Genomic DNA, 7,214 nt, shown 5'->3' with positions numbered 1-7,214 from the left:
GCAGGATCTGTTACCGCATCACCAGTAAATTCCAGATTCGAAGGATCGTCGCAATCCAGCATGAGTGCCGCTTTTTCTTTTATCTTTTGGATCAGTGACCGGCAGGTTTTTACAACAGCCATCCCCGTCAGATACGTCGTCGAAGATGCATAGGAACCACTGTCGTATGGCGAAGTATCCGTATCGACACCACGGGTTACAATCTCATCGACAGAGCAATTGAGACATTCCGCAGCTATCTGCGCCAATATGGTATCGCATCCTGTCCCCATATCAGTCGCTCCAATGGATAAGGTATAAAATCCATCGTCATTCACTTTTATTGTCGCCGAAGCCACGTCCACATTGGAAATACTAGACCCCTGCATAGCCAGTGCCAGACCGGCCGCGCGGATTTTGCCATCGGGAAGCACATGCCGCGGATATACATGCTCCCAACCGATCATAGCCTGAACCCGTTTCAGGCATTCTCCCAGATTGCAGCTCAGTGCTGTTTCGTTGAAATATGCCGGCATCCTTTCACCTTGCTGTACGATATTTTGAAGCCGCAGTGCTCCCGGATCCATATGTAGTCTGTCTGCCAATTCATTCACAGCCGATTCCAGTGCAAAAATCCCCTGGGTAGCACCATACCCCCTGTATGCTCCGGCAGCAATCGTGTTGGTATACACGGCGGTGTACCGGAACCGGAATGCAGAGAAACGATTGTATAAAGGAATCGATTTATGTCCCGACAACGTGACCGTCGTCGGGCTGTGGTCACCATACGCACCACCGTTCCAGAGCGATTCCACAGAAATCACCTGGATAATACCATCCCGGGAAGCCCCCAAACGCACGTGAACATCTGCTTCATGCCGGGGAGAGGAAACCGTCATGGCCTCTTCCCGCGTATAGGCCATATACGCCCGTTTTCCCGTACGCATAGTAATCAGAGCAGGATAACATTCCATGACAACCGTCTGCTTGGCACCAAAGCCTCCTCCGATACGTGGCTTAACTACACGGATTTTCGATTTGGGAATTTCCAGGGCTGTCGCGACAATGCGTCGTACATGAAAGGGAACCTGCGTCGAACTGACAATGACCAGACGGCCAAATTCATCCAAATACGTATACGCCCGGAATGTTTCCATCATAGACTGCTGTACTTGTTTTGTATGATAGATCCGGTCAATCACAACATCCGATTTCTGGAATGCCGTATCGACATCGCCCCAGTCTTCTTCCGCCTGGGCAATAATATTTCGTCTGTTATCACCACCGACCGGTACACGTGGGTTCCAGTCATCTTCCGGATGAACCACAATAGGATTATCCACGGCCTGCCGGAAGTCGAGAAGAGGCTCCTGTATGTCATATTCCACCTTTATCATGCGCATAGCCTTATCCACACATGCCGCATCACGCCCGGCTACAAGAGCCACTGGGTCTCCAACATATCGTATCTGTCTATCCAGTATAAGCCGGTCATACGGACTGAGTTCCGGATAGGTCTGGCCGGCAATAGTAAACCGCGTCTTAGGGACATCCTCTGCTGTCAGGATGCATTCAATGCCCGGAACGGTCAGGGCAGCTTTCGTGTCAACATGACGTACGATGGCTCTGGCATGAGGGCTGCGCAGAGCTTTGACGATTAGACAGCCTTCCGGTGCTAAATCTTCCGTATAAGCCGGTTTTCCTGTCATCAGTTGCAGGGCATCTTTTTTCATAACCACCCGGTTGATTTCTCTCATAACCGCATCCCCTTTCCTTTTTCTGTCAGATACCGTTTCAATGCCCTCATATGACTGACATATCCCGTACATCGGCAGAGATTGCCTGCCAGGTATTCTTTGATTTCTTCTTCTCCAGGATTATCTAATTCTCTTGCCATAGCCAGCACATTCATGACAAAACCGGGATTACAAAATCCACACTGATCGCTGCCTTCTTGTCCCATATACCGGGCAAATTCCTGTGCTTCATCCTGCAGTCCTTCCAGTGTCATAACATGCTTTCCGTCAATGCGGGCGGCCAGCACGGCACAGGACAGTACCGGTTTTTCCTCCAGCCATACCGTACATAATCCGCATGCTGTCGTTTCACAACCGCATTTGACGCTATAACATCCCTTTTTACGCAATAATTCATACAGCATCTGTCCTGGTAAAATTTCATCACTTTCCATCTTTCCATTAAGCCAGTACTGAATTCTCATTAGTCTCCCTCCCCTGCCGTCTGTAATAACAACCGCCTGCACAGAACCATCGCCATATCATGCCGGTATATGCGGCTGGCCCGCATATTATCTTCAAAAGATAAAGAATCCGCCACTTCACGGGCCGCCCGTTCCGCTTCCTCCCCGGTCATTCCCGTACCTGCCGGAAGACATCGTACCTGTGCTCTCATCGGTCGTGCTCCCACACTGCAGGAGACGCTATCTGCTGTGCGGGATACGGCACAGGCCAGGACAGGAAAATCGGTCGCGTTCAGCCGCAGCGAAGCATAGGCCGTCCGCCGTTTCTTTTTAGGGAGATATATGCCTTTTAAAATATCCGTATCTGCCGTCTTTTCCGCAAAAAGAGACAGGGGTATTCGTCCGCCTTTATATAAATCGGCTTCTGCATCCAAAGCCAGAAAGAGTGTCAATACATCAGAAAAGCCAAACCGGCCCCAGATGCTCCCTCCTACCGTCGCCATATTGCGAAATTGTGTACCCACAATATGACGCAATGCTTCCTTCATAGCCCCCTGGGTATACGTTTCCAGTGATTCAGAAATTTCCAGTTGGCGCAATGGCACCATAGCTCCAATATAAAATGCTTCTTCTGTTTCGCGTATTTCATCCAGTCCCAAATCCATCAAATCAATTGCCGTTGCCACCCTGCGGCGGGGAGACATGCGCAGCCAGCAACCGCCACCCAGGATAACCGCTGACCGTTTCTGATTTAACTGCCAGGCTTCCTCCAAGCTTTTTGCTTTAACATAATGAGCTATATTCATACCGTTCCTCCTGTTCAGCGCATGCAGATTCTATATCTGCCTGACCGTTTTTGTCTATTTTGATTTTCATAATGATATCTTTTTGATTCTTTAAATTTCTCCTGCTACATAGTTGCAATGCGTAAAATTAATGGTATAATAAAAATGTCTTCAGGGCAGGGTGCAATTCCCGACCGGCGGTATAGTCCGCTAGCGCTTTGGCGCATGATTTGGTGCAATTCCAAAACCGACCGTATAGTCTGGATGGAAGAAGGCAATCTCAGGCTGCGTCCGCAGTCTGTCTGATGCTGTGCCTGTATGCCCTGACCGTCCTGGTCAGGGTTATTTTTTTGCTGAAGACAATTCCCAATACCCTTATATACGGAGGCATGCATTATGACAATGAAACGAACGTACAACACTATCGATGAAGCACTGGATGCTTTGCGCCAGGGCCGGATTATCATCGCCACAGATGATCCGGATAGAGAAAATGAAGGTGATTTTATCTGCGCCGCCCAGTACTGCACAACAGAAAATATGAATTTCATGGCGACTCATGGAAAAGGTCTCATCTGCCTTCCCATCAGTTCGGCCTTTGCAGAAAAACTTGCTCTGCCGCCTATGGTAGCCCGGAATACGGACAACCATGAAACGGCCTTTACCGTCTCCATAGACCACGTAGAAACAACAACAGGTATTTCCGCAGTAGAACGGGCTTATACGGCGCGTATGCTGACAGAAGACGCTTCCCGTCCGTCAGACTTCCGTCGTCCCGGGCATATGTTTCCCCTCATCGCCAAAGAAGGCGGACTTTTCACCCGCGGCGGACATACAGAAGCCACGGTAGATCTCATGCGTCTCGCTGGCCTGAAAGAAGCCGGATTATGCTGTGAAATCATGGCCGAAGACGGAACCATGATGCGTACACCTCAGTTATGGCACCTGGCAGATATGTATCATCTGCCCTTCATTACATTGAAAGATATCAAAGACTACATGGCCCGTCAGGCAAATAAATCCTGATGGTCCTTTACAAAGGAAACTGCCCATTGGGGTGTGATTTCCAGCATGTCATCCGGCGGCAGCGCCTCTCCCAGATCACGCTCCAGTGCCTGATACGTTTGGTGCATGGAATCATTAAACGGAAGCATGCCTGATTTCTGCTGGCTCTGGTCAGCAAAATGAAAGGCATCGCCCGATTCACTGTGAGTAAATTCAATCAGGCTGGCATGAATCGGGCTGGCCTGTGCTACCAGAAAAGATTGAATCATTACTTTCATGATTTCTATCACCCTGTCATCGTATCCGGCGTCAAAAATGGCAAGTTTTTCCAGTAACTGCGTCCGCTGGCGGATAAGGCGATAGCGGAATGCCTTCATGAATTCATATTCCGGCTTCTGCAGTGACTGATGCATATTTGTCACATCTCCTCCGCCGGGAGCATAATAAATGACCAGGCGCAGATCGCTCTGAATATAAAGGAAATCATAATCGAGATATGTTTCATGTCCGCACTTCGGACACTGAAACCGAAAGAGAGATAAATCCCGTACTTTATCCCGAAGTCCGGGATTTTTGTCTATCTGTATGCGGTCCCATATTTTAAACCGGCTTTTCTTGCCACAGGCAGGACATTCCAGATTGCGGTTATAATGATCCGCATGTTTCACAGTTTCCATAATGCAGGCTCCTATTGATAAAAATATAAGTTCAATTCCATTATAGGCCAGAGCCTTTTCCTTGTCTATGCACAAATGAATATCTTACCCATAATTGAAAGCCCTGTCCAGCTTCTTGAATGCTGCACAGGGCTTTTTCATCTCACTTTATAAACTTTTGGTATATGTTTTTCGTCCGCTCCGATATGGGCATATGCAAATCCCGTTCCAGTACCTGGCAGCAGTTGCGATACCATTTCTCTACCATAACCGTGTCTTTCTGACTCCCATAACTGCGCAGTAAAATACGATACCCTTCTTCCCAGCAAGGGTCCACGGTCAATATCCATTCTGCTTGTTTTTCTGCCTGTTCATACCGGTTCTGGTCCAGATAAGATACGGCCAGGCGGGTGCCACTATTCAGGGCCAGCAATTTTAATTGATCCCGCTTCTGTAACAAGACTTCTCCTAATATTTCACCACTGAGATATTCTCCTTTATACAAATCCAGCCCTTCCCGGATCAAAACCTGTCCTTCATCTGTTTTTTGGGGAAGCATTTGCAGCCCTTTCTTTACTAATTCTTCAAAATTCCGGATATCAAGATGGCAGTCGTTGAATGCTGTAAATTGCAGACTTGTCTTATTTTTACGGATAAATGTGCTCGGCATCCGTGGCCGGCGTTCCGGTTCCAATGTATTAAGCAGACAGTTCAATGTCACTTTAAAGTTATTGCGTCCTGTCCGTTCGTCCGCATCAGGCCATAAAATATTCATAAGTTTTTCCCGGCTCATGGGGATATCATAAAATGAGATTAGCAGTAAAAACAACTGCTTGGCCGACTGCCTGGTCCAATCTCCTGACAAAATCTGTCTTCCTTGGAACATAAGAGATAAGCCTCCAAAGGTAGTAATGACAGAATTAAGAGGAGTCACAGTATTTGCCGCAGGCCGGATCATCTGATGATAAGACTGCAGCGTATCACAGCTCATGTTTCCCAGATTCCCTAAAATGGACTTTTTCTCCATCAGGAACTCATAATGATAGACACGACAGTATGTCACAAATTTCTGATAAAAATTTAAGAATAATCCGGGCTTTTCTAATTGTTGATAGCTGTGACTAAAATATAAAAAGCAGGCTGTCTGCCCCAAAGTATCCCGGCATTTCTGATACAATGCTAACGCTTTTTCCAAATAGGGAAGCCCTTTACTGGCACAATGGCTGAATACAGCTCCCATACCCAGTGTCAGGTACAAAATAGCCGAAAACCAGGCATCCTTCCCTTTCTGTGTGATAGCCAATGCATAGCGTCCGATTCGTTCCGCTTCGCTCCAATTACCATCCAACGAAGCCATCAGGCTTTGTCCCCAGTATATTTCTGTCTTACCCCTTTCAATAGGAAGTTGTTCTGCCAGTTCCAATGCTTTTTCATATTTTTGTTTACAAATATCCTTGTTATGACGATAATCCAGTAACAAGGCATGCCCCATACGGACATAACTAATGACAGCGATAAACCGGGAATGGATAGCCTGTGCGTACTGGATAGCTTTATCAGCATACTGCAGAGCCTGTTCCATATCTCCCTGAATAGAATAACATAATGACAAAATCAGTGAACTGTCACGAAAAGATACGGGAGCACGGTCCAACCGGTCCAGATTATCTCTTTGTAATATCTGACAGACATTCCTGATTTTTCCCGTTCGCAGCCATATGCGCGCCTGAAGATTATTTCTATCGCCATGATCAAAGGGAACTACTTTGTGCCGCAATAACAGATACCGCTCTGCCAGCCGTGAGTTTCCATGATTAATCATATTTTCACTCATGAGATACAGAAGTTCTCCCTTTTTTTCTTCCTGTCCTTCTGGTAATGCCTTATAAGCCTGATGCAGATATCTCTGGGCTTCAACAGGCTGAATAATATCCAGATAAATTTCGCCCAGGCCGCGGCAGCTTTCGCTTTCTCCTACAGAATTTTTCTCTATGGCAAACAACTGATCGGATTGCTCATACCAGTAAACCGCTTTTTCGTACTCACCTGCCAGACGTGCCATGTCGCCAAGTGAAATAAAGATACGAGGATCCTTCCGGTATGGAACGGGAATTTTCTCAATATAATGGCAAAATATTCTCTGCCGGCCTGACACCATCCAATGACGGCCTACTCTGGCGAGAATGTCCAAGGCCCGTTTCCAATCCGTACAAAGGATACAAAAATGCAATGCCCACTCATAATTATTTTTCCTCAGATAATATAAAGCAAAAGACTGGTATAATTTCCGCTTATCGGGCAGCTCAGCTTCCGCTTTCTGCTGCAAAAAAGCCCGGAACAGAGAATGATACTGATAGACTCCATGATCTGACTGCTTGGCCAGCAGTCCCTTTTGAGATATATCCTGTAACAGCTTCGATTCTGAACCAGATTGTATGATATTCTGGCAAAAATCCAAATCAAAATACTCTACCAAAGATGTTTTAAGCATGAAATTCTGTAATTCTTCTGGCTGCCGGTTAAAAAAATCATAGCTCAGATACTCAAAAAACCGTTGCAGGTTCAGTGATTTTTTTTGTAGATAATTTT

At 46.7% G+C, this 7,214-nt stretch carries 6 protein-coding genes, 1 pseudogene and 1 riboswitch; of the genes and pseudogenes, 2 read left to right on the top strand and 5 right to left on the bottom strand.

All coding sequences use genetic code 11. From position 1 onward, the window contains the following. The 3 genes from DBO31_RS00295 to DBO31_RS00285 form a co-directional block, all read right to left on the bottom strand. On the bottom strand, positions 1-1,736 hold a 1,736-nt coding region (locus tag DBO31_RS00295), incomplete at its 3' end, for a xanthine dehydrogenase family protein molybdopterin-binding subunit (RefSeq protein WP_150824153.1). Continuing rightward, on the bottom strand, positions 1,733-2,200 hold the full coding sequence (locus tag DBO31_RS00290; RefSeq protein ID WP_059076127.1) for a (2Fe-2S)-binding protein: 468 nt from the start codon (positions 2,198-2,200) through the stop codon (positions 1,733-1,735). The genes DBO31_RS00295 and DBO31_RS00290, both read right to left, overlap by 4 nt. Then, positions 2,200-2,985, bottom strand: coding sequence for a xanthine dehydrogenase family protein subunit M (locus DBO31_RS00285; RefSeq protein WP_059076126.1), 786 nt, complete (start codon positions 2,983-2,985; stop codon positions 2,200-2,202). The genes DBO31_RS00290 and DBO31_RS00285 overlap by 1 nt, the downstream gene beginning before the upstream one ends. A gap of 142 nt (positions 2,986-3,127) precedes the next feature. Continuing rightward, a riboswitch (FMN riboswitch) is annotated at positions 3,128-3,244 on the top strand. A gap of 116 nt (positions 3,245-3,360) precedes the next feature. Here DBO31_RS00285 and ribB point away from each other — a divergent pair. Continuing rightward, positions 3,361-3,966: pseudogene (ribB, locus tag DBO31_RS00280) on the top strand (3,4-dihydroxy-2-butanone-4-phosphate synthase); the annotation flags it as partial. Positions 3,967-3,971: 5 nt separating this feature from the next. Here ribB and DBO31_RS00275 read toward each other — a convergent pair. Both DBO31_RS00275 and DBO31_RS00270 read right to left on the bottom strand, forming a co-directional pair. Continuing rightward, positions 3,972-4,646 carry a CpXC domain-containing protein gene (locus tag DBO31_RS00275; protein ID WP_150824151.1) on the bottom strand — a complete coding sequence of 225 codons (675 nt, stop codon included), beginning with the start codon at positions 4,644-4,646 and terminating at the stop codon, positions 3,972-3,974. Positions 4,647-4,788: 142 nt separating this feature from the next. Then, a complete protein-coding gene (locus DBO31_RS00270) occupies positions 4,789-6,687 on the bottom strand; it encodes a bacterial transcriptional activator domain-containing protein (protein ID WP_159897719.1) in 1,899 nt (632 codons plus the stop codon). Positions 6,688-6,725: 38 nt separating this feature from the next. Here DBO31_RS00270 and DBO31_RS09205 point away from each other — a divergent pair, with 38 nt between their 5' ends. After that, positions 6,726-7,064, top strand: a complete 339-nt coding sequence (locus DBO31_RS09205) for a hypothetical protein (RefSeq protein WP_159897717.1) — start codon at positions 6,726-6,728, stop codon at positions 7,062-7,064. The last annotated feature ends 150 nt before the right edge of the window (positions 7,065-7,214 follow it).

Origin of the sequence: Megasphaera sp. DJF_B143 (assembly GCF_900320625.1) — a bacterium.
Taxonomy (GTDB): domain Bacteria; phylum Bacillota; class Negativicutes; order Veillonellales; family Megasphaeraceae; genus Megasphaera; species Megasphaera hexanoica.
This window is presented reverse-complemented; position numbering and strand designations above follow the sequence as displayed.